18 protein-coding genes are annotated in these 22,844 nt (G+C 71.3%); 13 read left to right on the top strand and 5 right to left on the bottom strand.

Annotated features, from left to right (window positions below; translation table 11 throughout):
• Positions 1 to 64: 64 nt before the first annotated feature.
• The 7 genes from CFRA_RS00345 to CFRA_RS00315 all read left to right on the top strand — a co-directional run bounded on the left by CFRA_RS00345 (position 65) and on the right by CFRA_RS00315 (position 9,866).
• Positions 65 to 1,246, top strand: coding sequence for an amidohydrolase family protein (locus CFRA_RS00345; protein WP_075662974.1), 1,182 nt, complete (start codon positions 65 to 67; stop codon positions 1,244 to 1,246).
• A gap of 89 nt (positions 1,247 to 1,335) precedes the next feature.
• Complete coding sequence (locus tag CFRA_RS00340; protein WP_075662973.1) at positions 1,336 to 3,012, top strand: DUF4352 domain-containing protein; 1,677 nt, start codon at positions 1,336 to 1,338, stop codon at positions 3,010 to 3,012.
• Positions 3,013 to 3,113: 101 nt separating this feature from the next.
• Positions 3,114 to 4,736: an LppP/LprE family lipoprotein gene (locus tag CFRA_RS00335; protein WP_075662972.1), complete on the top strand. Its 1,623-nt coding sequence runs from the start codon at positions 3,114 to 3,116 to the stop codon at positions 4,734 to 4,736.
• A gap of 567 nt (positions 4,737 to 5,303) precedes the next feature.
• Entirely contained in the window at positions 5,304 to 6,272 is a 969-nt protein-coding gene (locus CFRA_RS00330; protein ID WP_075662971.1) for a dihydrodipicolinate synthase family protein, read from the top strand.
• A gap of 5 nt (positions 6,273 to 6,277) precedes the next feature.
• Entirely contained in the window at positions 6,278 to 7,291 is a 1,014-nt protein-coding gene (locus CFRA_RS00325) for an ROK family protein (RefSeq protein ID WP_245797600.1), read from the top strand.
• 39 nt (positions 7,292 to 7,330) lie between these two features.
• Positions 7,331 to 8,029, top strand: a complete 699-nt coding sequence (locus CFRA_RS00320) for an N-acetylmannosamine-6-phosphate 2-epimerase (protein ID WP_083666989.1) — start codon at positions 7,331 to 7,333, stop codon at positions 8,027 to 8,029.
• A gap of 322 nt (positions 8,030 to 8,351) precedes the next feature.
• Positions 8,352 to 9,866 (top strand): sodium:solute symporter family protein, encoded by a 1,515-nt coding sequence (locus CFRA_RS00315; protein WP_075662968.1) that lies wholly within the window; start codon positions 8,352 to 8,354, stop codon positions 9,864 to 9,866.
• 107 nt (positions 9,867 to 9,973) lie between these two features.
• Here the strand turns inward: CFRA_RS00315 and CFRA_RS00310 are convergent, their stop codons facing one another.
• A complete protein-coding gene (locus CFRA_RS00310) occupies positions 9,974 to 10,753 on the bottom strand; it encodes a hypothetical protein (protein ID WP_075662967.1) in 780 nt (259 codons plus the stop codon).
• Positions 10,754 to 10,794: 41 nt separating this feature from the next.
• Here CFRA_RS00310 and CFRA_RS00305 point away from each other — a divergent pair, with 41 nt between their 5' ends.
• Both CFRA_RS00305 and CFRA_RS00300 read left to right on the top strand, forming a co-directional pair.
• Entirely contained in the window at positions 10,795 to 11,919 is a 1,125-nt protein-coding gene (locus CFRA_RS00305) for an alkene reductase (protein WP_075662966.1), read from the top strand.
• 259 nt (positions 11,920 to 12,178) lie between these two features.
• A complete protein-coding gene (locus CFRA_RS00300) occupies positions 12,179 to 12,364 on the top strand; it encodes a PspC domain-containing protein (protein WP_075662965.1) in 186 nt (61 codons plus the stop codon).
• Here CFRA_RS00300 and CFRA_RS00295 read toward each other — a convergent pair.
• Positions 12,361 to 13,389, bottom strand: coding sequence for a tetratricopeptide repeat protein (locus tag CFRA_RS00295; RefSeq protein WP_075662964.1), 1,029 nt, complete (start codon positions 13,387 to 13,389; stop codon positions 12,361 to 12,363). The two genes, CFRA_RS00300 and CFRA_RS00295, sit on opposite strands and share 4 nt — an antisense overlap.
• A gap of 194 nt (positions 13,390 to 13,583) precedes the next feature.
• Positions 13,584 to 15,398, bottom strand: coding sequence for an LppP/LprE family lipoprotein (locus tag CFRA_RS00290; RefSeq protein WP_156887920.1), 1,815 nt, complete (start codon positions 15,396 to 15,398; stop codon positions 13,584 to 13,586).
• A gap of 133 nt (positions 15,399 to 15,531) precedes the next feature.
• Here CFRA_RS00290 and CFRA_RS00285 point away from each other — a divergent pair, with 133 nt between their 5' ends.
• Entirely contained in the window at positions 15,532 to 16,131 is a 600-nt protein-coding gene (locus CFRA_RS00285; RefSeq protein ID WP_075662962.1) for a DUF4352 domain-containing protein, read from the top strand.
• A gap of 248 nt (positions 16,132 to 16,379) precedes the next feature.
• The gene (locus CFRA_RS00280; RefSeq protein ID WP_156887919.1) at positions 16,380 to 17,348 is read left to right on the top strand and encodes a DUF4352 domain-containing protein; all 969 of its coding nucleotides are present in this window, start codon (positions 16,380 to 16,382) and stop codon (positions 17,346 to 17,348) included.
• A 7-nt stretch (positions 17,349 to 17,355) separates the two neighbouring features.
• On the opposite strand, the gene amn is transcribed toward CFRA_RS00280, so the two are convergent.
• Positions 17,356 to 18,783 carry an AMP nucleosidase gene (gene amn, locus CFRA_RS00275; protein ID WP_075662960.1) on the bottom strand — a complete coding sequence of 476 codons (1,428 nt, stop codon included), beginning with the start codon at positions 18,781 to 18,783 and terminating at the stop codon, positions 17,356 to 17,358.
• A 52-nt stretch (positions 18,784 to 18,835) separates the two neighbouring features.
• On the opposite strand from amn, the gene CFRA_RS00270 reads away from it, so the two are divergent.
• Together CFRA_RS00270 and CFRA_RS00265 are read left to right on the top strand one after the other, a co-directional pair.
• A complete protein-coding gene (locus CFRA_RS00270) occupies positions 18,836 to 19,972 on the top strand; it encodes an esterase/lipase family protein (protein WP_083666988.1) in 1,137 nt (378 codons plus the stop codon).
• 231 nt (positions 19,973 to 20,203) lie between these two features.
• The gene (locus CFRA_RS00265; RefSeq protein WP_083666732.1) at positions 20,204 to 21,880 is read left to right on the top strand and encodes a peptide MFS transporter; all 1,677 of its coding nucleotides are present in this window, start codon (positions 20,204 to 20,206) and stop codon (positions 21,878 to 21,880) included.
• A 208-nt stretch (positions 21,881 to 22,088) separates the two neighbouring features.
• On the opposite strand, the gene CFRA_RS00260 is transcribed toward CFRA_RS00265, so the two are convergent.
• Positions 22,089 to 22,841: an SDR family oxidoreductase gene (locus CFRA_RS00260; protein ID WP_075662958.1), complete on the bottom strand. Its 753-nt coding sequence runs from the start codon at positions 22,839 to 22,841 to the stop codon at positions 22,089 to 22,091.
• Positions 22,842 to 22,844: the final 3 nt, after the last annotated feature.

Below are 22,844 nucleotides of genomic sequence, written 5' to 3'. Positions count from 1 at the left end.
ACCTTCTTCCTCTGACTCTCGTCACCGCTTCCTTCCAGCTACCGCGAACCCCAGAAAGGACCCCATGACCTCCACCCTGTTCACCAACATCGGCGAGCTGCGCACCGTCTCCGAGCGCGGCACCCTCAACGACGCCGCGATCGTCGCCGAAGACGGCGTGATCACCTGGATCGGCGAGGCCGCCAAGGCCCCCGAGGCCGACCGGGCCGAGGACCTCGGCGGGGCGGCCGTGCTGCCCGGCTGGGTGGACTCGCACACCCACATGGTCTTCGACGGCAACCGCGCCGAGGAGTTCGAGGCCCGCATGTCCGGCGGCGAGTACGCCGCCGGCGGCATCGCGGTGACCATGGAGGCGACCCGCTCGGCCGGGGCGGAGCGCCTCGACGAGCTGGTGGCCGGTCGCGTCGCGGCCGCCCGCGCCGGCGGCACGACCACCCTGGAGACCAAGACGGGCTACGGGCTGGACACGGCCAGCGAGAAGCAGGCCGCCGAGATCGCCGGCCGCCACGTCGACGAGGTCACCTTCCTCGGCGCGCACCTGGTGCCGCCGGGAGCCGACGCCGGCGAGTACGTCGACCTGGTCTGCGGCGAGATGCTCGACGCGGTGGCCCCGCACGTCGGCTGGATCGACGTCTTCTGCGAGCGCGGCGCCTTCGACGAGGACCAGTCGCGCCGGGTCATCGAGGCAGGCAAGGCCAAGGGGCTGGGCGTGCGCGTGCACGGCAACCAGCTCGGCGAGGGGCCCGGGGTGAGCCTCGCGGTGAACTACGACGCCGCCAGCGTCGACCACGTCAACTTCCTCACCGACGCCGACGTCGAGGCGCTGGCCGCCTCGAAGACGGTCGCGACGATCCTGCCCGCCTGCGACCTGTCGACGCGCATGCCGCTGGCCCCTGCGCGCCGGCTGATCGACGCGGGTGCGACGGTGGCCATCGCCAGCAACCTCAACCCCGGCACCTCGTACACGTCGAGCATGAACTTCTGCGTGACCACGGCGGTGCTCCAGCAGCACCTCTCCCTGGACGAGGCGATCGCCGCGGGCACCCACGGCGGTGCGGTGGCGCTGCGACGCCAGAATGTCGGCGACGGGCGTGACTCCCAGGGCCGCCCGGCCGTGGGCACGCTGGTCGAGGGTGCGGCCGCGAACCTGCACGTGCTGCGCTCGGCCACGGCGATCGACCTGGCCTACCGCCCCGGCATGCCGGTCACCGCGGCGACCTACCTCGCGGGCGAGCGCGTCGCCTGATCGGCGAGCGTGCGGCCTGGGCCTTGTGGGGTAGGCAGCGCTCCCCACAGGCCCCTTCCTTGATAAACAGCTACCGATAAGCTGAAAATGTGCTGCAGAACCGCCGGAACCGTGTCCTGATCGCGATCATCGCGGTCCTCCTCGTCCTGCTCGGGATGCTCGCCACCACGGCGTTCTCGCGCAAGGTCCTCGACCCCGACGTCTTCGCCCTCGGCTCCGACGAGATGCCCGGCATCGGCGACTACGTCTCGCTGGGGGATCTCGAGGTCCGCGTCGACGAGGTCGACAAGCGGGACGCCGCCGGTGTGAAGGAGGCCACCGCCGACTACCGCACGGTCCTCGGTGGGAAGGCCGTGGAGAATGTCGACGACCTCTTCGAACGGCGCGGCGACGACGGAGCCGGCGGCGGTGGTTCCGGTGGCAGCGGATCAAATGACAGCAATTCCGGTGGCAGCTCCGGCAGCGGCTCCGACCTGACCGTCATCAAGGTCGACATCCGCAACAACGGCGACTCCCCGGTCGACTTCCACGAGATCACCCCACCTTCGGTCAACGTGCAGACCGCCGACGGCACCCGCGCCGCGCCCTTGACGGAGATCCTCGCCGACGTCGACGCCGAGAACCAGGTCCTCCAGCCCGGCGACTCCATCCCCGGCGCCGTCGTCGTCGACGTCCCCGCCGGCTCCGAGCCCGGCTGGGTCCGCTGGTCCGATCCCTCGACCGGTCAGAGCGCCACCACCGACATCGGCGGCGGCGACGAGGTCCCCGGCACCTGCGAGAACTCCGACGTCGACCTGATGGAGACCGAGTTGGGCAACTTCCTCGCCGTCAACACGCTGCCCCTGGCGGAGGGGGGCCAGTACCCGGAATTGATTACCGATCTTCAGGTGGACTCCAACCAGTTCGACCCGTGCGCCGAGCTGAGCTGGGCTCTCCTCAGCGGATCGTCGGACTCCGAAGCGAGGGAAAGCGGTGACACCGACTTGAGTCATATCGTCGTGTTCTTCACCGGAGACCACGTCGCTCCCTTCGATTCCCCCGTCTACCGCGACAGCGTGTCCGTGCACCGTGACGACGACGGTTCGGTGACCGTGACCGACAAGGCCGGCAACGAAGACACCTACGACGCGGACGGCCTGGTCGACCCCTCCACGGACGGCGCGGACGAGCACGTCGACTTCGAATTCGCGAAAGTGATCGGTGCTCTCGGCGGCACCGCCTTTAACTCACCGTTGCCCTACGGCAACGTCCACTCCGCCACGCCCCTCCGGCAGGCCGACCTCGGCCGGTACGAGCGCTACTTCCGCGCACAGACGCACGGTCTCTCCGTCTTCTGTTCTCTCGCCGCGGAGCCGGGCGTCACCTGCAGGAGGGAATCCGGGACCTGGACGCTGCCCGACGGCACGGAGACCGACAGCATCACCGCCGACCTCACCAAGACCGGATACGAGCGCGGCAGTTACGGCCTCGACCTCGAGGGCAGGGAGCCCGGGTCCGCGGCCGGCGAACCGGACGGGTTCTCGAGCGACGCGTTCGACATCCCGTCGGACTCCATGGCCCTCCTTCGCCGGACCCTCCTCGTCGACACCCGCGGTGGCATCGTGCGCATCTTCGTCGCACGCATGGGCGTCCAGTACATGCTCCAGCTCGACTCCGAACGCGCGCAGGTCGCCACCATCGAGAACCAGACCAACCCCTACAACCTGGATCTCTCCCGCTGGCCGCACCACAAGTCACGGGAGGCCACCGAGACCCCGGAGCCGTGAGGCGGTAAACGACCGGCCCCGTCACCTACGTGCAGTCCCGCCTCCGGGCACCGTTCCCCGCAACCCTGCACCTGGACGCCGGCACCGGATAAGCTGAAAACGTGCTGAAAACCCGCCGCAACCGTGTCATGCTCGCGATCATCGCGATCCTCCTCGTCGTGTTCGGCATGCTCGCCACCACGGCGTTCTCGCGCAAGATCCTCGAGCCGTCGATCTTCGCCCAGGGCTCCGGCAAGATGCCCGGCATCGGCGACTACGTCTCCCTCGGCGACCTCGAGGTCCGCGTCGACGAGGTCGACAAGCCGGACCCGGCCGAGGCGGAGGAGTCCATGGGCGGCTACCACTCCGCCCTCGGCGGTGTCCCCATCGAAGCGATCACCGGCTGCCTCGCCGAGCCCCGCACGAGCAGCGGGGACGACGAGGACGCCGCCACCTCCGGCACCTCCGGCGCCCCAGGCGACACCGAGCTGGTGCTCATGAAGGTCACCTTCCGCAACAACGGCGACTCCCCGGTCGACTTCCGCGAGACCACGCCGCCGACGATGAACCTGCAGACCGTCAACGGCACCAGGGCCACACCGGCGTGCGGCACCCTCGTCGAGGCCGCCCCCGAGGACCAGATCGTCGAGCCCGGCGAGACCCTGCCCGGCGTGGGCGCCTACCGCGTCCCCGCCGGCGAGGATCCCGGCTGGAGCCAGTGGACCGACCCCGACACCGGCCAGACCGCGACCATCGACGTCGGCGGTGGCGACGAGGCCCCGGACACCTGCGAGGCGGCGGACCTCGACCTCTCGGAGACCGAACTCGGGCCGTTCCTCTCCATCGGCGAGCTGCCGCTGGCAGACAGCGGCTTCACACACGTGAACAACCTGCGCCTGGTGGACAACCAGTTCGACCCCTGCGCCCCGCTGAGCTGGGTCACCCTGGTCGGCAGCCCGACCGGATCGGACCCCGAGCCCGCGTTCAACCCGACGCGCACAGCCGTCGTGTTCTTCACCGGCGACCACCTCGCTGACTTCGACATGAGCGTCTACCAGCAGCTCGGCGAGGTCCGCCGGACCCGCCCCGACGAGGTCACCTTGAGCTACAACACCTACCGCAACATGGAGGACCCCTTCCTCACCGTCCCCTACACTCCCGCGGGCGCCGGCGATCCCGACGAGCCTCCACTCGCCAACGGACGCATCAACTTCGACACCGCCGCGCTCAGCGACGACTCGCCCTTCCACAAGAAGGTCCCTTTGCCCTACGGCAACGTCCACTCTGCGGCCCCGCTCGAAGACGCCTGGCTCGACATCGAGGACCGGAATTTCCGCACTGAAGCCGGAGGAGTCCCCGTCGTCTGCTCCGTCGCCAACGATGCAGGCGTGTCCTGCTGGCGCGACTCCGGGACCTGGTCGCTTGAGAACGGGACCGCCAGTGACTACGTCGACATCTCGTTCGTCAATGCGATGCCCGACGATCGCAACCCCAGAATCGAGTTCTATACGGAGCACCCCTCGGGCAACCGCCCGCGCGAAGGGAAGACTCTGACGATCCCCCCGGGATCTCGGGTCATGTTCCACTCGGCCTTCATCGTCGACACCACCGACGGCACCCTCCGCATCTCCCTGGCCTTCAACGGCTCCCCGCGCGTCCTCCAGCTCGACAGCGAACAGGTCCAGGACCTCCCGGTCGACGACCCGGACAACCCCTACGGCCTGGACACCTCCCGCTGGGCCTGAGCGACGCAGGCAGCCCCGCACCCGACGCCCGCCCGGCGCGGCACCGCCACACCCGCCCCGTGCGGGCCCACCGGCCCGCGCCGGAGCCCTCCGACGACCCCACACAACCCCAACCCACCCCACCACCGGGGGTACCCCCGTTCACCCCCGGTGACGGGGACGACACCCGCGGTCACGATCCGGTATCACCTGAACGGCATTCTTGCTCTCGCCACCGCCACAGGACTAATCTGAGAGTCAGCGTAAACCTTTGCGCAGATTCCAACGGCACGGAAGACGAGGAGTCGAGATGACCTCCGGCCGCACGCACCGTCCGACGTCAGAGCACGTCGCATGGTTCGCCGCCGTCTCCGTGTCTTTCGCATGGCGCCCCCTGGCCCGCACGGAGCAGACCTCCGGGGCCGGCGCCGGCCGCGCCTCGCCCGGAGGGTGACGGAACCCACCCCCTCCCACCCGAAAAAACTTCGCGATTCAGTACGCCGAAAATCGAATGTCTGACATCGCATGATCACACCACCCCCTAACCGCGGCGCCGCGGACACGGCGCCCGAAGGAAGGTCCACCACCATGACCACCACGATCACCGCCGGCGCCCCCGCCACCCCGGATCAGCTGCGCGGCGTCGTCCCGCCCGTGCTCACCCCGCTGACCGAGGCCGGCGAGGTCGACCTGGAGACCCTGCGCGCCCACGCCGAGCGCCTCATCAAGGCCGGCGTCGACGCCCTGTTCGTGCTCGGCTCCTCCTCCGAGGCCGTCTTCCTGACCCGCGAGAACCGCCGCGCGATCATCACCGCGACCGTGGAGCAGGCCGCCGGCCGCGTGCCGGTCATCGCCGGCGTCATCGACGCCACCGCCCCGCGCGTGATCGAGCACGTCGCCGACGCCGTCGAGTGCGGCGCCAACGGCCTGGTCGCCACCGCCCCGTACTACGTGCGCATCTCCGGCACGGAGATCGCCAACCACTTCCGCCTCATCCACGCCGCCGCCCCCGAGCTGCCGCTGTTCGCCTACAACATCCCGGTCAGCGTCCACACCGTCCTCGACATCGCGGACGTGATCACCCTGGCCCGCGAGGGCGTGCTCGCCGGTGTGAAGGACTCCGGCGGCTCGGACTCCTACACCCGCAACCTCTGCGACGCCCGTGACAAGGCCGGCCTGAGCGACTTCGTCGTGCTCACCGGCTCCGAGACCACGGTCGACATGGACTACCTCGCCGGGGTCGACGGCGTCGTGCCCGGCCTGGGCAACGTCGACCCGGTCGGCTACGTCGAGCTGGCCCGCACCCTGGCCGCCGGCGACTTCGCCGAGGGCAAGAAGCAGCAGGCCCGCCTGACCGAGCTGATGACCATCACGGCCGTCGGCGACGCCCCGCGCATGGGCGGCTCGGCCGCCGGCGTGGGCTCCTTCAAGGTCGCCCTCAAGCACCTCGGCCACTTCCCGTCGCTGAAGATGTTCGACCCGCACGAGCCGTTCACCGACGAGGAGATCGAGAAGATCAACGCCATCGTCGACGCCGCCCAGATCCGGGAGCCCTGAGTCCCGTGACCGCCACCCTCGCCCTCGACGTCGGCGCGACGAAGGTCGCCTACGGCTTCGTCGACGACTCCGACCCGCTGACCGCCCACGCCACCGGCGTGCTGCCCACCCAGCCTGACCCCGCGAAGTTCGGGGCCCGCCAGGCCGCCGGGCAGATCGCCGCGGCCGTGCGCGCCGCGCTCGAGCAGCCCGACGCCCCGAGTGACGTCGTCCGCGTCGGCGTCGGCGCCCCCGGCGTCATCGACCGGGAGGGCGTCGTCGTCCACAACGGCGACACGCTGCCCGGCTGGGCCGGCACCGACCTGAACGCCGTGGTGCGCTCCGAGCTCGACGTGCCCGTGGCCTGCCACAACGACGTGCGCGTCTGGGCCTTCGGCGAGCACCTCATCGGCGCCGGGCGCACGGGGTCGGCCGACCTCGACCGCGGGCGGGTGCTCTACGTCTCGCTGGGCACCGGCGTCGGTGGCGCACTGGTCAGCGACGGCGAGCTCGCCGCGGGACCGACGGGCACCGCCGGGGAGATCTCCGAGCTGGTCTGCGCCGACTTCCGCGGGATGGCCGACCGCGCCGAGAACATCGCCAGCGGCAACTCGCTGGCCCGCTACTACAACGAGCTGAGCGCCGACCCCGACCACGGCCGCGTCGAGTGGCGCGCCTGGCGCGAGACCGACCTGCGCCTGCCCGAGATCCTCGAGCGCATGCGCGCCGGCGACGCCCTGGCCCGCTCGATCATCGAGGGCAACCTCGCCGGCCTCGGCCGCTGCCTCGGCGCGCTGGCCAGCGGCCTCGACCTGAGTGCGATCGTGCTCGGCGGCGGGGTCACCGGCATCGGCGCGGAGGTCACCGACCCCCTCATCGCCGGCGTCCGCGAGGCCGCCCTGGCGCCCAACAAAACGGTCCCCGTGCTCACCAGCGCGTTCATTTCCGACGCCCCGCTGGTCGCCGCCGCGTGCTTCGCACGCACCGTCGCCGGGCGCGACGTCGCGGCCGGACGCCCTCAGCACAACACAGAGGAGTAAGTACCCATGCCCTTTTCCTTCACCGCTCCCGCGTCCGACATGGACGCGCGCCGCAAAGAGATCCTCGACGCCGTGCGCGGCCGGCTGATCGTCTCCGTCCAGGCGCCCGACGGCCACGCCCTGCGGGACACCTACGCGCTGACCCGCATCGCGATGGCCTGCGTCGACGGCGGCACCCCGGCGATCCGCTGCGGCGGCTACGGCGGGCTCGAGGACATCCGCTCCATCGTCGACGCCGTCGACGTGCCGGTGTTCGGGCTGACCAAGGAAGGCACCACCGGGGTCTACATCACCCCGACCCGCGAGTCGGTCGCCGCCGTCGCCGACGCCGGCGCGGCCGTGGTCTGCGCGGACGCGACCGACCGGCCGCGCCCGGACGGCTCGACCTTCGCCGACCTGGTGCCGGTGGCCCACGAGCACGGCGCGCTGATCATGGCGGACTGCGCCACCCCGCAGGACGCCGAGCGCGCCGCGGCGGCCGGGGCGGACATCGTCTCGACGACGATGGCCGGCTACACCCCCGACCGCGAGCAGACCGTCGGCCCCGACCTGGAGTGCCTGCGTGAGGCACGCGGCCTGGTCGGCGACGACGTCTTCGTCATCGGCGAGGGCCGCTTCCACGAACCGGCCGACCTGCCCAAGGGCGTCGAGGCCGGCGCGGACGCGATCATCGTCGGCACCGCCATCACCGCCCCCGACTGGATCACGGCGCACTTCGCCGCGGCCCTCGGGGACTGACAGCAAGAACACAGGAACACCGGACCGGCCCCGCGGCCGATCCCGAACCGGCGCCCGGCCGGGCCCCTCAAAGCCCGGCCGGGACCGGGAGGGACCGGCGGGCGCGAGCGGGACCTCCCTACCCCGACACATAAACACAGCGCCATCAGACATCCTGCATTCTTCGTAGGATCCGATAACTCAATCCCGTGCGGTGGTCTCACACACATTTCGCACCTCCAGTTGCACCCGGCCGTCCCGGCACGAACGGGACCGTGGCCATTGACCGAGAACGCCGCTAACCCATCGTTTCTTCGAACCTTCCGGACCTAAGGAAACCCCCATGGACCAGGCATCAGCCACCCAAGGACTCGGCACACTCAACTGGATCGTCATCAGCCTCTACCTGCTCGGCATGCTCGGCGTCGGCGCCTACTTCGCCCGCCGCGCCGGCAACAGCCAGGACGACTACTTCAAGGCCGGCGGACGCATCCCCGGCTGGGCGGCCGGATTCTCCATCTACGCCACGACCCTCTCGGCGATCACCTTCATGTCCACCCCGGAGAAGGCCTTCCTGACCGACTGGGCCTACTCGGCCGGCAACCTCGCGATCTTCGCGATCGTGCCCATCCTGATCGGCTACTACGTGCCGTTCTTCCGCAAGCTCAACGTCACCAGCGCCTACGAGTACCTCGAGGCCCGGTTCTCCGCGACCATCCGCATCGTCGGCACGCTGCTGTTCTGCCTCTACCACCTCGGCCGCATCGCGATCGTGATCTACCTGCCGGTGCTCGCGCTGACCGCCGTCGCCGACATCAACCCCGTGCTCGTCTCCCTGGCCATCGGCGTCCTGTGCGTCATCTACACCTTCCTCGGCGGCATGGAGGGCGTGATCTGGTCCGACGTGATCCAGGGCATCCTGCTCCTCGTCGGCGCGGCCGTGATCGTCATCAGCGCCATGGCGCTGACCCCCGGCGGCTTCTCCTCCGCGCTCGTCCAGGCGGCCGACGACGGCAAGTTCTACTCCTCGAGCAACTTCTCGATGGACAACTTCGCCGCCTCGATCCCGATCATCTTCGTGGGCAACATCCTCAACGCCCTGCACCAGTACACCGCCAGCCAGGACGTCGTCCAGCGCTACCAGACCACCCCGAGCATCGACGAGACCAAGCGTTCCCTGCTGGTCAACGGTGTCCTCGCCCTGGTCACGATCCCGCTGTTCTACGGCATGGGCACCGCGCTGCACAACTACTACTCCGCCCAGGGCGGCCTGCCCGAGACGGTCAACACCTCCGCGGTCGTGCCCTACTTCATCCTCACCGTGCTGCCCGCCGGCATCGCCGGCCTGCTGATCGGCGCGATCCTGGCCGCCGCCCAGTCGACGATCTCCTCGTCGCTGAACTCGATCTCGGCCTGCGTGGTCACCGACATCCGCAACCGCTTCTTCCGCGGCGAGGCCTCCGTGGCCTTCTCCCGGATGGTCATCATCGTCGCCGGCGTGTTCTCGGTGAGCGCGGCGATCTACCTGGTCGTCACCGACCAGTCCGACCTGTGGGACCTCTTCCTGGCCATGACCGGCCTGTTCGGCGTGCCGCTGGCCGGCGTGTTCGCCCTGGGCATCTTCACCCGGCGCGCCAACGCCGCCGGCGTGCTCATCGGCCTGCTCGCCGGTGCGGCGGCCGCCTGGTGGGTCGGCACCCTGGAGATCGGGCCGTTCCTGGTCTCCATCGCCGGCTTCTGCGTGGCCGTGATCGTCGGCTACCTGGCCAGCTTCCCGTTCGCCTCCCGCTACGACCGGGACATCCTCGGGCTCACCGTCTTCGGGCGTGACCTCGACTACGCGGGCGCCAAGAACTAGCGCCCCCTCGGGGGTCGGGGGCTCGGGGGATTCGGGGGCGCCGCCCGGCGCACAAGCCGCCCGGTGCATGCAGCCCCCGACTAACCGTCCCCCCGGCGCGCGGCGGGCTACCCCTGGTAGCTCGCCGCGTCCGCGGTCAGCCGCACGGTCTTGCCCACCACCGACGGGTCGGCGGGCGAGCCGTCGTCGGGGGTCTGCGTCGTGATCGTCAGCCCGTCGGCGCCGGCGGTGACCCGGTAGAAGCCGTAGGCGACCAGGGTCTCGCCCGGCGCGAGCTCGACCGTGCGCGCGTAGCCCCCGCCGCCCCGGCCGTCGTGGACGTCCACGCCGCCGGCGGCGAAGGAGAACGTCGCCTGGTTGCGCGCGGTGCCGGACTGGTCCGGCCACACGGGAGCGTCGGCGGTGCACACCCCGCTGGGCTCGGAGGCCGAGAGGCTGCAGGTCACCTTGTGCCCGCCCAGATTGACGACGATCGCGTCGCGCGCCGAGGGCGTCTCCGGCGCCGTGAGCGTGCGCACCCCGGCACCACCGTTCTGCTGCGCACCCGCCGGGCCGGTACCGGCGCCCGCCCCGTCGGAGCCGGTGCACACGTCGGAGTCCCCGGCGCCGTCACCCGCCCCGTTCGCGGAGTCGGAGCCCTGCGCCGCGGCACCCGGCGCGCAGTCCCCCGCGCCGCCGGTGGGCCGCGGCGCAGCCGCGGCGTCGCCCGCCGACGTCGTCGGGTGCGCCGAGGTGTCGGACGGGACGTCGGAAATCGAGGGCGAAGGCTGCACGCTGGCCTCCTCAGCCTGGGGGTCGGGCGTGGCCTCGTCGGAGGGCGGGGAGCACGCGGTGAGTGCCGCGACGGCGAGCACCGCGGCGGTGGCGAGGGCGGGGCGGGCGTTCATGCCACCAGCGTAACGCCGCGGCAAGCGGTACAAACGGGATCATGAGCATCTTGAACGAACCGTTATCGCTGGGATCACTCGAGATCCCGAACCGGATCATCATGTCGCCGCTGACGCGCAGCCGCGCCGTGGACCAGATCCCCACCGCGCTGATGGCCGAGTACTACCGCCAGCGCGCCGGCGCCGGGCTGATCATCTCCGAGGCCACGGCCGTCACCCCGATGGGCGTGGGCTACCGGGACACCCCCGGCATCTGGAGCGACGAGCAGGCCGAGGCCTGGGAGCCGGTGGTGCGCGCCGTGCACGACGCCGGCGGGCGCATCGCGCTGCAGCTCTGGCACGTCGGGCGCATCTCGCACCCGGACCTGCTCGACGGGATGACCCCGGTCGCCCCCTCGGCGGTGCTGCCGGCCGGGCGGGTGCGCCGCCTGCGGCCGATGCGCGGTTACGTCACCCCGCGGGAGATGACGCTCGACGAGATCAACGCGACCGTCGCCGACTACGGCGCGGCCACCGCCCGGGCGCGCGAGATCGGCTTCGACGGCGTGGAGATCCACGCGGCCAACGGCTACCTGATCGACCAGTTCCTGCAGGACTCCACCAACCGGCGCGAAGACGCCTACGGCGGGCCGATGTCGAACCGCGAGCGCTTCCTGCTCGAGGTCGTCGGCGCGTGCTCGGACGCCTGGGAGCCGGGCCGCGTCGGCGTGCATCTGGCGCCGCGCGCCGACGAGCACGACATGGGTGACTCCGACCTCGCCGGGCTGTTCACGCACGTCGCGGGCTCGCTGGCCGGCAAGGTCGGCTACCTGTGCGTGCGCGAGCACGAGGCGGAGGACTCCGTGCTCGGGGCGATGAAGGAGGCCTTCGGCGGGCCCGTGATCGGCAACGAGCGGATGAGCGCGGCGGACGCGCAGCGCCTGATCGAGGCCGGCACGGTGGACGCGGTGGCCTTCGGCAAGGCGTACATCGCGAACCCGGACCTGGCCGAGCGGGTGCTCGCCGCCGACGCGCGCGGCGGGGTCGGCTCGGGCGAGGACTGGCCGCGCCGCGTCGGTTCGGTGGAGCTCAACGAGCTGGTCACCGAGACGGTCTACCCGCCCTACGAGAACCCGCACGCACACCTCGAGCGCGGCTACACCGACTACCCGGCGGCGCAGCTGTAGGCGCTGGGCGGCGATTGCCGACGCCGCGGTGGTCCCCGTCGGCGCGCCCGCACAGCGCGTGCGCGCGGCGCGGGCGGCGTGGGCTCGCCCGGCGGCGAGGGGCGCGACGTCGTCAATCGGGAGGCGCGACCCCTAGGGGTGAGACCGGGACACTCCCCGATGCATTCGTCGGCGGAAATTGGTTGACTGGGAAGTGAACCGGGAAAGGAAGCCGCAACCGGCGGATTCGTCCCCCGGCCGGAGCCAGAGGAGGCCCACCATGTCCACGTCCCGCCTGCACCGCTCGCCCGTCGACCGCTGGATCGGAGGTGTGTGCGGCGGCGTCGCCGAGACCTACGGCTGGGACCCGGTCATCGTGCGCCTCGTCGCCGCCGCCCTCGGCCTCGCGATGGGCTGGCCGATCCTGTTCTACATCGTCGCCTGGATCGTCATCCCGCAGGTCTAGGCGCCGCCGTCGTCGTCGCCACCACCGTCGCCGCCACGGTCTCCACCGGGTGAGACGCCGGGCGGAGTCGGGCCACCGGGCACCCGTGTCCCGCCCTCGGCCACCAGGCGGTGGTGGACGGCGGCCTCCTCGTACTCACCCAAGTCTCCGAGCCAGGAGGCGAGACGGCCGCGCGTGGTCAACGTGCGCGGATGCTCCGGGCCCAGCGCGCGGCAGCGCTGCGCGAGGACCTCCCGGCACTCCCGGACGGCGTCGGCGGCACGCCCGCTCCTGCCGTAGCACAGGGCGAGGGAGTCCCGGCAGTCCACGGTGTCGGTCGCCTCCGGGCCGAGCACCCGCAGGCGGTCCGCGAGCAACGACTCGTACTCCGTGATCGCCTCCTCGTAGCGCCCCTCGTCGAGGAGACAGAAGGCGAGGTTGTCCCGGCTGAGCATCGTCTCCGGGGAGTCCGCGCCCGACAACCGCGTCCGGGACGCGACGTCGGCGCGGTGGTACTCCGCCGCCTCGCCGGCCCGGCCCGTCTCGAAGAGGCAGGCGGCGAGGGCGTCGCGGGTGTCCAGCGTCCGGGGCTCGTCCGGGCCGTCCACGCGGCACTGGTCGGCGAGAACCGACTCATACACGTCGATCGCCTCGTCATGGTGGCCCGCCTTGTCGAGCATATGGGCGAGGTTGCCGCGGATGATCAGCGTCTCATGGGAGTCCCCGCCCATCACCCGGGTCAGGTCCCGGGCCAGGGCGCGGTGCTCCTCGACCGCGGCGTGCAGCTCGCCGGCGTCGTTGAGGGCGTAGGCCAGCTGCGCGCGGGAGAGCAGCGTGTCGGGGTCGTCGGGTCCGAGCGTCCGGGCCCGGCCCTCGACGACGAGGCGGTACTGGGCGATCGCCTCGTCGTGCCGGCCGGCTTCGGCGAGCACGTCCGCCGCCCACTCGCGGTGCCCGAGCACCTCGGGGGTGTCGCGGTCCTCCTCCGGCATCCCCTCGTCGAGGTCGTGCAGGATCTGGATCAGCTCGTCGGGTCGTTCGGTCATACGGTTCGCCTCTTCGGGAAGGGGTGGATGACTGTCTGGGCACCCCTGAAATTAACGACGCACCGTGCGGATCACCCGGAAGGTGAGGAGCGCTCCCCGGCGCACGGCGCTCCCCGGCGCGGCACCGTCGGCGCGCGGCGCCCCCCTGCCCGGGCCCGTCGGCGCGGGGCACTCCCCGGCCCGGGCTCGTCGGCCTAGGTCCTGTCCCAGCTCTTCAGCGACTCCGGATCCGGCCACCGCGACTTGGACACCTGCACCGGCGGCTCCGCCTCCTCGACCGGACCGCCGAGGGTGACCGAGTAGCCGGAGTAGTTGTTGCCCACCGTCAGTCCGGGGCCGCGGGTGCTCATGGCGTAGGGGCCGAACTTGATCACGGCCTCGTCCGGCAGCTCCTCGCCGCCGCCGGACAGACTGCTGTCGGTGGCGTAGGTGCGCGCCCCGCCGCCGAGTCCGAGGTCCGCCTCGAAGCGGTTCGCCGGCTCGCCCTCCGGGGTCTCGTCCTGCGGCCCGGACAGCAGGTCCTTCGCCGTCCAGTGCTCGCCGTCGGGGGCGTCACAGGCCAGCGCCTGCTCGCCGCCGATCCGGCAGTTCAGGTAGGTCTCGCCGCCCTCGCCGACGGGCACGCGCACGTCGACCGCGTCGTAGCCGTTCCAGTCGACCTTGTAGTCGTAGGCGGGGTTGCGGGCGTTGCCCAGGTAACCGACGACCGAATCACGGGGCACCGCCTGGCGGTCGAAGTCGAGGCGCGGGTAGGCGTCGTCCCCCTCCCATCCGCTCTCGACCAGCTTGTCGCCCTCGAGCCGGTAGTCGACCATCGTCGTCGGGGTGTCCACGCTGGTTCCTCCCTTGACACCGACGCTCACCGCGTCCGCGCCCTTGCGGGTGACGTTCACGACCTTGGACGCGGTGAGGGGGCCGGGGTCGGTGACCAGGTCGGGGCCGTGGAAGAAGACCACGGTCTCAATCGGCTCGAGTCGTTCGGTCTCCAGGTGCAGGGTCACCCAGCTCAGCGGCGCGCAGGGGTCGAACTGGTTGCTGCGGATCTCGGTGTCCAGCCAGGAGACGTCACGCCGGTTGGTGAACACCGCGCCGGTCTGCAGCCAGTACCCGAGCGCGGTCTCCATCAGGTCGAGGTTGTACTCCTCGCACTGCTCGCCGCCGCCGGCGCCCAGGTCGATGACCTTGCGGTCCTGGATGCTCTGGTCGGCCCCGTTCAGGCCGATGCTCGAGGGGCGCTCGTTCTCGGGCAGCTGGAAGACCCACAGGATCTTCACCATCAGGCCGTTGCAGCCGTTGCCGTCGTCTCCCTCGACGCGCTCGACCACGAGCGCGTTCAGCCCCGGGATCGGCTCGTAACCGCTGGCGTCGACGGTGGACAGGTCCGCGTGGATGGTCAGCTGCACGCCGGGCTCCACCGACTGCCCCTCACCCAGGCACACCGAGGCGGGGATGACGCCGAAGCTGCCGCCGTCCTCGGCCTCGAGCTTCTCGGTCGGCGGGGTGTCGCCCTCGCTTGCCGACGTCGCGTCTGCCCCACCGTGGGCGCCCGAGTCACCGTCGCCGTCGCCGGGTGTGACTGTGGTGCCGTCGGCCAGGGTCGGATGCGGTCCGTGAGCCGACGCGCCGGAGTCTGAGCCGGATCCCGATCCGCGGTCGGAGTCGGGCTCCGAGCCGGAACCGCCGTGCGACCCCGAGCCGGAGTCGGAGTCCGAGTCGGAGTCCGAACCGTGATCCGAGCTCCGGTCCGAACGCGTGGTCACCCCGGAGCGGTCCACGAGGTCCGGGATGTCGTAGTCGGCCGGATCGAAGCTGCTGCGCTGGTCGACGTCGTCGACGCGCACCTCGAGGTCGCCGACCGAGACGAAGTCACCGATCGTCGGCATGTTCGGGTTGGGCGCGGCGAGAATCTCGGGTTCCTTCGGGGCGGAGGAGCAGCCCACCACGATGAGCAGCGCACTCACCGCGGCGAGGACCGCCGCCGGGAACCTGCGGCTTCGAATTGTGTCCATGCCCTAAACACTATCCGGACCCCGTGACACACCCCCAGGTTCCGGGGAGCGTTCTCCGCGGGGGCGGCCACCGTTCTCTCCGCGGGCGCTAAACTCCCGGACAGAAAGCCAGTCGTCCCGATTCAGGAGTCCCATGCGCGTCCACCGGATCCGCCGCCGCGCGACCGCGGCCGTCATGCTCTCCCTCACCGGTCTGCTCGTGGGGTGCGGCTCGGACGGTCTCGCGGGCCTCGGCGGATCCGACGACGCCGCCTCCTCCGCCCCGCTGACCACCGTCGCGGGCCACGGGGACGCCGGCATCGGCGACGAGGTCACCTTCGACGACGTCGCGGTGACCGTCACCGACGCCTACTTCGCCGGCGAGATCCAGCTGGGCGAGCCGTCGCAGTCCGGCTCCTCGTCCGCCTCGACCGCGATGGCCCCGGGCGGCCAGCGGTTCCTCGTCCTGAACATCCAGCAGGTCAACCGGGGCAGCCAGCCCCTCGTCCTGCTCGGCGCCGGGGCGCTGGACGTCAAGGTCACCGATGTCGCGGGCGCCCCGCACGCCGCGCTCGGCGAGCCGGAGCGCATCGCCGGCAACCCGGGCGACGGCGCGGCGGTCAACCCGGGCGAGCAGGGCACCGTCACCCTGGCGTTCCTGCTCTCGGAGAACACCGAGGCCGAGAAGGTCAGCTTCGCCCCGGCCGGCGGCGGTCCGGCCCGTGCCACGGTCTCCCTCGGAGCCCAGGCCTAGGACGGGCGCGGCGGGAAGACGTCGGGCGGCCCCGGCCGGGAGACGTCGGGCGGCCCCGGCCGGAAGACGCAGCGCCTCCCTCAGCGGGAAGGAGTAAGCAGACCTCTGCCCCGCCGGTGCGCTCGCGGGAGCCACACATATCCAGGTTCCGATACGATGGGATACAGGTGCCGTCAAGCTTGAGGCCGGGAGTTTTCCTCCGCTCAGGCGCAGGCCCTCCCCATCCGCGCGACCCGAAGGAACCACAAGTGAAACGCCTGCTCCTAGCACTCGCCGCTGTCGCCTCCCTGACACTCGCGGGATGTGGCGGGGGCGGCGGATCGGACGCACCGGCGGAAAGCGAGACCGAGTCCAGCGCACCGGCCGGGCACTCCGTCGGCGAAATGGTGGAGGCCGAGGGCGTCGCACTCCGCGTCGACGCGGTGACGGAGACCGACAAGATCGAGCTCCTCAGCGATCACTCCACCGCCGACCCGAACGTCACCGAGAAAGTCCGCGAGGGCGGCAAGTACGTCGTGGTCGACACAACGGTGCGCAACGACGACACCCAGGACATGGATCTGACCTGTGGTTTCGCCGTCCAGGCGAAGCTGGTCACCGAGCCGGCCGCCGAGTACGGCCCGGAGGACTCCCTCTACCGCGTGCCCGGCAACCCGGAGTGCAACGACAATCTCGGCCCCGGCTTCGACACGACAATGACCTGGGTTTTCGTCGTACCGAAGGACCGCAAGGTCACGGCGCTCGGCTTCGCCAACCCCGAGTACTCCTTCGACGACCTGACCTACATCTCCATCGACGGCATCGACTCCGAGCGCCCCAAGGGCAAGGGCCCGCACCCGACGACGGGTGCCGACGCCGCGGACTCCGACGCAGGTGCGGAAAGCTCCGCGTCCACCGCCGCTCCGGCCGCGGAGGAGAACGACGGGAACGCAGGCGGTTCCGACAACGCGACGGGCGCGGCCGCCGGCGGGGCTCCCGCGTACGGCGCCGGTTGCTCAGCCTCGCAGGCGGGCATGCCCGCGCGCGACGGCTCCGGCGAACCACTGGTCTGTGCGTTCATGGGCGGTTCCAAGTACACGTGGGTCTACGGACCGGAGCCGCAGGGCGCCGGAACGGCCGAGGTCGGCGGCGAGTGCGTCGACGGCGAGCAGGGCGGCCAGGACGCCGCCGGCCACGTTCTCATCTGCTCGGGCGGGCAGTGGTACCCCGGCCCGTAGCGGGCCCCTACCGGAACGGAACCTCGCCCATCGTGCGGCGCAGTTTGCGGGTGTGCAGCTTCGTCGGGTCCTGGGCCAGCCGCTCCATCGCGCGCACCGCGCACATCACGTGCGCCTCCTTGGAAGAGGTGTAGAAGGCCTGCGCCTGGGCGGGAAGCTTCGGCACGGCGTGCAGCGGCAGGTCGGAGACCGAGAGCAGCGTGCCGTAGGGCACCCGGAAGCGGTAGCCGTTGGCCGCGAGCGTGCAGGACTCCATGTCCACGGCCACGGCGGTCGAGCCGCGCAGCCACTCCCACAGATCGCGCGGGGTGTGCCACTCCCAGTTGCGGTCGCCGGTGGAGAGCACGGTGCCGGTGCGCATCAGCGAGCGGTCGCCGCCGTAGATGTCGTGGACCGAGGCCTCGAGGGCGCGCTGCACCTCGGGCACGGCGGGGATCGGCACGTCGCGGGCGATCCGGGAGTCCAGGATGGAGTCCTCGCGCTGGTAGGCGTTGCCCAGGATGAGGTCCCCGATGCGCATGCGCCCGTCGAGACCCGCGCAGTGGCCGATCATGATCCACGCCTCCGGGCGCAGCACCGCCAGCGAGTCCGTGATGGTCTTCGCGTTGGAGGGCCCGACCCCGATGTTGATCATGGTCAGCCCGTCACCGGCCTCGGTGACCAGGTCGTAGCGCGGCATCTGGTGGCTCGAGGCCAGGTCGAGGTCGTCGAGCTCGGCGCCGTGGCCGGCCTCGAGCACCTCGCCGTTGGGCAGCAGCAGGCGGGTGTAGCGGGAGTCCGGGTCGTCGATCTCACGCAGCCCGAAGCGCACGAACTCCGAGGTGTGCATCGCGTAGTTGGTGAACAGGATGTACTTCTGCACGCTGTCGACGTCGATGCCGGTGTAGTGCTCGATGCGCGCGCAGGCCAGGTCGAAGCGCTGCGGCCCGAACTGGAAGAGCGGCTTCTCCTCACCGTGGAACGCGTCCCAGTGGCCGTCGACGATCGCGTCGTGCACGTCGTCGAGCGTGGGCCGCGGCACGGCGTCACCGAGGTCCCCGGCCCGGCGCGCCTCATCGACGTTGCCGACGCCGCGGATGTACTCCGGCGGGATGCGCGTCTGGCTGGGCCCGACCTGGATGCGGCAGGGGTAGTTGCCGGTCAGGGCCTCGAGCTGCTCGATCAGGTAGCCGCGCAGCAGCCGCGGCCGGGCGAACTCGGCGACGTAGCGGCCGGCGGCGTTGACGTAGCCGAAGGGTTCGGAGCGGTCGATGGGCCGCCACTCGAGCACGTTGACGGCGAGCTTGGGGTAGACCACCTCGTTCCACGAGGCGTAGTCGCCGCTCGCCAGGATCTCCCGGGCGCGCGCCGTCGCCGTCTCGTACAGCTCGACCAGCTTGTCGACGGCCTCGCGTGCCCCGTCGACCTCGACCAACTCACCGTGGGCTCCAGTCATGCCCCCGAGCGTACCGGCGCGCGCGGGGCCAGGCGCCTCTATCCTCGTGGCCATGGCTGAGGACCTGCGCACCGAACTCGTCCGCCTGCTGCGGCGTGCCTGGCGCAACCTGCCCGTGGAGAAGCTGCCCGGCACGCCGCACTCGATGAAGATCCCCGACGACCTGGCCCGACGCATCGCCGCCGACCACCCCGACGCGACCCTGGACCGCGGGGCGAGCGGGGTGCCGCTGCTGTCCCGCCTGCGCCCCAACGGCCGCTTCGAGGACGACTGGCGCGCCCGCCCCACCAGGAGACGCCCCTGGCCGGTGGTGCTGGTGCACGGCACCGGGGCGACCAAGGGCGACTGGGAGGAGCTCGGCGCGGACCTGCGCGCGGACGGCTGGGCCGTCTTCGCCCCGGACCTCATCGGGCGTGCGACCGGCCCGCTGGCCGAGTCCGCCGGCCACCTCGGCGCCTACATCGACGCGGTCCTGCAGGTCACCGGCTCGCAGAAGGCCGTCGTCGTGGGCCACTCCCAGGGCGGGCTGCTGGCCCGCTGGTGGCTGCGCTTCGGCGGCGGCGCCGGCAAGATCCGCCACCTGGTCTGCCTGTCGACGCCGAACCACGGCACGACCATGGGCGGGATAGTCAGCTCGGCCGTGCGCGGGCCGGTGGCCGCGGGCCTGATGCGCGAGCTGGTGACGAACTGGTTCGGCCCCGCCGGCTTCGACCAGATCCGCGGCGACGCGGGCACCGGGGTCGTCGAGGCGATCAACGCCGGCGACGAGCTGGTCGAGGGCGTGACCTACACCTGCCTGGCCACCCGCTTCGACACCCTGATCCAGCCGCCGAACTCGGTGTTCCTGCGCGACCCGGGCGACGACACGGTGCGCAACCTGTGGGTCGACTCCCTCGACGAGACCGCGGTCATCACCCACGACCAGATGGCCCGCGCCCGCCCGGCGCGCCAGCTGGTGCGCGCGGACCTGGACCGGCTGTGCCGCGTCGGCGACCCGTGGACGGTCGGCGACTCCCGCGCCGACCGCGCCAACCGCACGGACACCACGAACGGCACCGGCACCCGCAGCACAGACGGCGCGGACAGCACCGGCAACGCAGACAGCACAGACAGCACCGGCGACGCAGACAGCACAGACGGCACAGACGGCGCGGACAGCACGGAAAGCTCCGATCGACCGCGGCCCTGACCGCCGGCGCGACCGCCGCGGAGGTCCGCTTCCCCAGCGCACGGTGCCCGACCGGGACAAAACCACCGACTTAAACCAACGCGACGTCGTCAATCGAGCCGCACAGGCGCACGACCTGCGCAGATGCGCACCACGCACCCACTCCCGGCGGGCTCAACGCCCGCGCCCAGCCGCCCCACAACGCGTCCTAAGTTGCCTTTACCCCTGGTTAAGGGCGGATAATAAGCCGCGATGACTTCCACACCACAAGACCCCAGACAGCCCGGGTCCGGCGATCCGGCGGCTGACGCCTCGCGCGCAGACGCCGCCGCGGACCCGCACGCCCACGACGCCGCGTACACCGGGACCCACACGGCCGGCGCGCACGGCACCGGCGCCGCCACCACCGAGGCCGCCGACGCTAACGCGGCCGACCCCGGCTTCCACGGCAGCGACGTGACCTCCCTGACCGCCACGGTGAAGAAGGGCCGCAAGTTCCTCGGCCAGCCGTGGGGCCTGGCCAACCTCTTCGGCATCGAGATGTGGGAGCGCTTCAGCTTCTACGGCATGCAGGGCCTGCTGACCTTCTACCTGTACTACTCGGCCTCCGAGGGCGGCCTCGGCATGTCCGAGGCCGAGGCGGTCTCCCTGGTCGGCGCGTACGGCGGCTTCGTCTACGTCTGCTCGCTGGTCGCCTCGTTCGTCTCCGACCGCCTGCTCGGCGCGGAGCGCACGCTGTTCTACTCGGCGATCCTGGTCATGTGCGGCCACATCGCCCTGGCCCTGATCCCCTCCTTCGCCGGCCTGGCCATCGGCCTGGTGTGCATCGGCGTCGGCTCCGGCGGCGTCAAGACCGCCTCGCAGGTCGTCCTCGGCGACCTCTACGCGCGTGAGGACCCGCGCCGCGACGCCGGCTTCTCCATCTTCTACATGGCCGTCAACATCGGCGCGTTCTTCGGCCCGCTGCTCACCGGCTGGGTCTGGGGCATGGAGGGCTTCCACTGGGGCTTCGGCCTGGCCGCCATCGGCATGGCCGCCGGCCTGACCCAGTACATCCTGATGCGCAAGACCACCATCGGCGCCGCCGGCTCCGAGGTGCCCAACCCGCTGCCGCACAAGCAGTACCTGCCCTGGGCGCTGGGCACCGTCGTGGTCATCGTCCTGGTCAGCCTGGCCATCGGCACCGGCCTGATCAAGATCCAGTGGCTGTCGACGATCATGGCCGTCATCGCGTTCTTCGCCGCGGCCGTGCTGCTCGTCGAGATGTGCATGTCCCCGCTGACCAGCGCCGTCGAGCGCTCGCGCCTGATCGGCTACATCCCGCTGCTGATCGGCGGCGTGCTCTTCTTCGCGATCTTCCAGTCGCAGTTCACCGTGCTGGCCGTCTACTCCGACCAGCGCCTGAACCGCAGCCTCTTCGGCTTCGAGATCACCCCGAGCCAGGTTCAGGCCTTCAACCCGCTGTTCATCATCATCTTCGCGGGCGTCTTCGCCGCGCTGTGGACGAAGCTGGGCGACCGTCAGTGGTCCTCGCCGTTCAAGTTCGGCGTGGCCAACCTGATCATCGGCGTCTCGCTGTTCTTCTTCCTGCCCTACTCGGGCGCCGGCGAGAACGGCACCCCGCTGCTGGTCATCGTGTGGATCCTCTTCCTGTTCACCATGGGCGAGCTGCTGCTGTCCCCGGTGGGCAACGCGCTGGCGACCAAGGTCGCCCCGCAGGCGTTCAAGTCGCGCCTCTTCGCCGTCTGGCTGATGGCCGTGGCCATGGGCACCTCGCTGTCGGGTGTCCTGGGCCAGTTCTACGACCCGACCGACCCGTCCGCGGAGCGCGCGTTCTTCATCACCGTCGCCATCGCCGCGATCGCGCTGGGTGTCATCCTCATCGCGCTGCGCCCGTGGGTGCTGCGCAAGTTCGTCGACGTGCGCTGACGCACCGCAATTGCCGACGCCCCGCACATCACCGGTGTGCGGGGCGTTTCAGCGTCTGGGGGCGGGGGTCTCCCGGGGCGGGGCGGTTGCCCGGATGGGCGGCGCCGGACGGCGGTTTCCGGGGCGGGCGGCGGTTTCCGGGGCGGGGCGGCGCCGGGCGGCGGTTTCCGCGGGGCGGTGATTCCCCGGGGCGGGCGCGGCTTCGCCCCTAGGCGGAGATGAAGCGGTTGACGAAGCGGGCCGTGCGGTCCGGGCTGACCGAGCGCGCCCAGTACATCGCCTTGTCCAGCAGCGAGACCCCGTAGTGGATCTTGCCGCGCTGCCAGCGGTTGGCCGGGTGGGTGGCGTCCCAGATGACCTCGGCGATCTGCTCCGGGGTGATGTGCACGCCGAGGCGGCGCACCGAGGTCGCGTCATTGTCGCTGAGCTTGGTCTTGGCCCACAGCGGCCAGATGTCGACCACGCGGATGCCGTCGGGCTCCCACTCCAGGCCGAGGGCCTCGGTCAGCCCGCCGACGTAGGCCTTCGTCGCCGAGTAGACGGCGATGTCGGGCTGGCCGTAGATCGCGGAGGCCGAGCCCATGTTCACCAGCTGCGAGCCGTCGGTGGCCGCCAGATAGCGGTGCGCGGCCCGCGCGCCGAGGGTGACCCCCAGGGCGTTGACCTGGATCTGTGCGGCAACCTTGGGCGCCGGCAGTGCGGCGAGCGCGCCGTCGGCGATGATGCCGGCGTTGTTGTCGAGCACGTCGAGCTTGCCGCCGGTGTGGGCGGTGAAGTCGGCCAGGGCGGCGTCCCAGCTCTCGGCGTCGGTGGCGTCGAGGTGGCCGGCGACCAGGTTCGGGTGGGAGTAGGAGACGGGGGCGATGTCGTAGGCTCCGACGGTCCAGCCCTCGGCGAGGAAGCGGTGGGCGACCGCGCGACCGATTCCCTCGGCGGCCCCAGAAATGAAGATGGATGACATATA

Origin of the sequence: Corynebacterium frankenforstense DSM 45800 (assembly GCF_001941485.1) — a bacterium.
Classification (GTDB): Bacteria; Actinomycetota; Actinomycetes; order Mycobacteriales; family Mycobacteriaceae; genus Corynebacterium; species Corynebacterium frankenforstense.
This window is presented reverse-complemented; position numbering and strand designations above follow the sequence as displayed.